This is a genomic window from Parasphingopyxis lamellibrachiae (assembly GCF_003385775.1).
Taxonomy (GTDB): domain Bacteria; phylum Pseudomonadota; class Alphaproteobacteria; order Sphingomonadales; family Sphingomonadaceae; genus Parasphingopyxis; species Parasphingopyxis lamellibrachiae.
Window position 1 is genome coordinate 1 of sequence record NZ_QRDP01000009.1, and the last position, 3,004, is coordinate 3,004.

General features: G+C 56.5%; 3 protein-coding genes. All 3 read right to left on the bottom strand.

Features of this window, described 5'->3' with window-relative positions; all coding sequences use genetic code 11:
* Positions 1 to 241 precede the first annotated feature (241 nt).
* Positions 242 to 835 (bottom strand): HIRAN domain-containing protein, encoded by a 594-nt coding sequence (locus DFR46_RS14605; protein WP_116237438.1) that lies wholly within the window; start codon positions 833 to 835, stop codon positions 242 to 244.
* A gap of 410 nt (positions 836 to 1,245) precedes the next feature.
* Positions 1,246 to 2,829 (bottom strand): recombinase family protein, encoded by a 1,584-nt coding sequence (locus DFR46_RS14615; RefSeq protein WP_116237440.1) that lies wholly within the window; start codon positions 2,827 to 2,829, stop codon positions 1,246 to 1,248.
* Positions 2,822 to 3,004, bottom strand: a 183-nt coding sequence (locus DFR46_RS14620; protein ID WP_116237441.1) for a DUF2924 domain-containing protein, incomplete at its 5' end; no start/stop codon positions are given. The genes DFR46_RS14615 and DFR46_RS14620, both read right to left, overlap by 8 nt.

Consider the following 3,004-nt stretch of genomic DNA (forward strand, 5'->3'; position numbering starts at 1 on the left):
GCACCACACAGTTTATCCTTCCAAATCAATAACTTAGCCTGCGCATTAACTCGGCGAATTGAGGCGCAATTACCGCCCCTTAGCCCTATTATGCGATTCATTCTGCAATCTCAGAGACCGCTTTGTGTCGGAATACATTGAGAGAATCGGGCGACTGTCTCTCACCCCCCAAAAGCCGGATCGCAGATGCTACGCGAGACTTTCTGGCTAGAATTCTTGCAGCTCCTGTAACGGGCCACTTTCAGCGGATATTGACAGTCACCCCGGCTGATTCGAGTGCCTGAACGTCGCTGGTCGTCGACCGTGCGAGTAATTGATCGCCAGCGATAACGAGCGAGGCGATTGCCAGAATTCCCAAGAGTAATAGCGAGCAACCTTGTCGCTCTGCTGCCTCAAAACTGCCGTTCGGATCGCGGCTCCGATCAAGGGCCGCCGCCTTCTTTTCCCGAGAGCGTTCTTGTCGTTCATCGCGTGGCCTGAAGGCTGGTAGGCTTTGGCCGATCCAAGCAATGCTGATCCGCACGCCATAGTGCCTAGCTTCACCAACACCGCCTGTGATCTCATGAATTCGAGCTTGGTAGCTCAAGCCGGCATCGAGCGCCCGCGCTATTACGGTTGCATCCTCCCGGCCAATGAAGCCTAGGTCGTGCTCCCCAAGGCAGGCCAGCTCAGCATTCTTGTCATATGGATTTTCGGGATCTCGCACGAGCGCGATCGGTTCACCTGGTTCTGCCGCTAGCAGCACGGTTTGGCGCTCAATCCCGCCGCGGGTCGTCCGGCTCTCGCCTACGAGGTCGAATACTCTGCGCCGAGTAGGTGCCTTCTGATCTGTCATGCTCTCTCTCCATGGGAACAGCTACGAGACGGAACGTCCCGTCATCAAGCGCATGGAACGAATTCATGATCGCATTCAAACCTGCACCCAGCCGCTGCGAACCGGTCTCTTCATCGAACGCGCGCCTGTAACCCTCGGATATTACGCGCTTAATTTGGCACAACGAAGCCAGCTAGGTCGTGAATTCGAGTCGTACATCTGGCACCACACAGTCCTCCGAATCTGACATGGCCGCACTTTCCGCCCACTGAGGTGCAAATAGAGGCGAAGTTTCAGGAAGTTAGCCGGACATGCAAGGTGTCTGACAAACGCTGAGACCATATTGGCGTCGCGATATCGGTCCAATTTGAGAGAATATCTCTAACGCCCAATTGGGCGGCACCAGATGCACATAGGGTTGTTGTCGAGATTCAGCCGAATCCCAGAAATTTGCGCTGGTCCGCCCAGTCCATAGGAAGCCCGGCGGCTCGGAGCAGACGTCGCCCGGTCAACACTTTGGGTTGGCGGCCTTCCACGATTGCAGAGACGATATCTGGCGCAAGCCAGCTGATGCGAAGCAGCCGGGATATGTGCCCCTTACTGTATCGCTCGATGTTAGGCGCAGCATGACCATCGATTACCATCTGTTGTGCTGCGTGCGCCTGGGCCAGCAGTTTGAGCAGAACCGGGTCCGGTGCGGATACCGGTCTATCATCGGGCGGCAACGACAATTTGGTCTCACAGCCGCGCCTCACCATCTGCGCGGGCAACGATAGCTGATTAGCCGGACTATCACCCTCCGCACTGATCGTGATCGCATTTTCCAGAAGACGAAAGCGGAGCCGCCTCTCGAGCAAAACCCTCCTCTTTTCAACCAGCGGAAGATCGGCAAACGCTGAGGCCAGCTGTTCAGTCTCGGCCATTTCTTCAGCCAGACCTGGCTTCCGGGACCTGCGCAGCCAATTGCGTATAAGTTGGGTGGCCAACCTATCAAGTTCTGCGGCGGGCACGCGCCATGGGTCACTGCTAATCTCTCCTGTCGCATACCTGGTCACATAATAGCGGTAGCGCTTGGGTCCCCGGCATCCATGCACAGGTGTCATGGGCCGTCCATCGGGATCGGTAAGCATTCCAGTCAGCAAGCTGGGGTTGTGTGATTTCTTGCCAAGCTTTCGATCAGCACCATTGGCTGTGAAAATCGACCTGACTTCGCTCCACAGTGCCTGATCTACAATCGCCTCATGCATCCCATCGAACAAATTGCCCTTGTGATGCACTTTACCAGTGTAGACCGGATTTTTGAGAAGATGCGCCAGCGAGCCTTTGGCAAACGGAATGCCGCCGACGATCTTGCCATTTCTGTAGGTGCGTTCCTTTGTTTTGACACCCTGCCCTGCCAGCTCATCGACCAAGCGTGAGATTGATCGCAGTTCACGATAACGCTCGAAGATCATGCGAACCGTTTTAGCTTCCTCAGGCGCGACGATAAGATGCCGCTCTTCGAGACGGTATCCGATCGGGACCGGCCCTCCCATCCACATTCCCTTCTTCTTCGATGCAGCGATCTTGTCGCGGATCCGCTCGCCGGTGACCTCCCGCTCGAACTGGGCGAAGGACAGCAGGATGTTGAGTGTAAGGCGGCCCATCGAGTTGGTCGTGTTGAACGCCTGTGTGACACTGACAAACGATGCCTCCCTCTCATCCAGGATATCGACGATTTTGGCGAAGTCCGCGAGGCTGCGGGTGAGCCGGTCGACTTTGTAGACGACGATGATGTCGATCTTGCGAGCTTCCACATCTGCAAGCAGCTGTTTGAGCGCAGGCCTTTCCATGCTGCCACCCGACCAGCCGCCGTCGTCATAGTGTTCGTCGACCTGTTCCCAGCCTTCGGCAGCCTGGCTGAGGATATAGGCGGCGCATGCCTCGCGCTGGGCATCGAGACTGTTGAAGTCCTGCTCAAGACCCTCCTCGGTCGATTTACGGGTGTAGATGGCACAGCGCTTCCGTTCAGCCATTGGCCTTGCCTCGCTTGGGCGGTGCCTTGCGTTTCTTCAAGCCGAAGAAGCGCGGTCCTGACCAATGTGCGCCAGTGATCGCCCGGGCGATCTGGCTGAGGCTCGTGTAGTGCCTACCGTCATGTTCGAACCCATCATCGAGAACGAGAACATGATAGGTCTTGCTCTGCCATTC

Coding starts and splice junctions, on each gene's coding strand:
- DFR46_RS14605 (WP_116237438.1), bottom strand. CDS start 835: ATGACAGATCAGAAGGCACCTACTCGGCGCAGAGTATTCGACCTCGTA.
- DFR46_RS14615 (WP_116237440.1), bottom strand. CDS start 2,829: ATGGCTGAACGGAAGCGCTGTGCCATCTACACCCGTAAATCGACCGAG.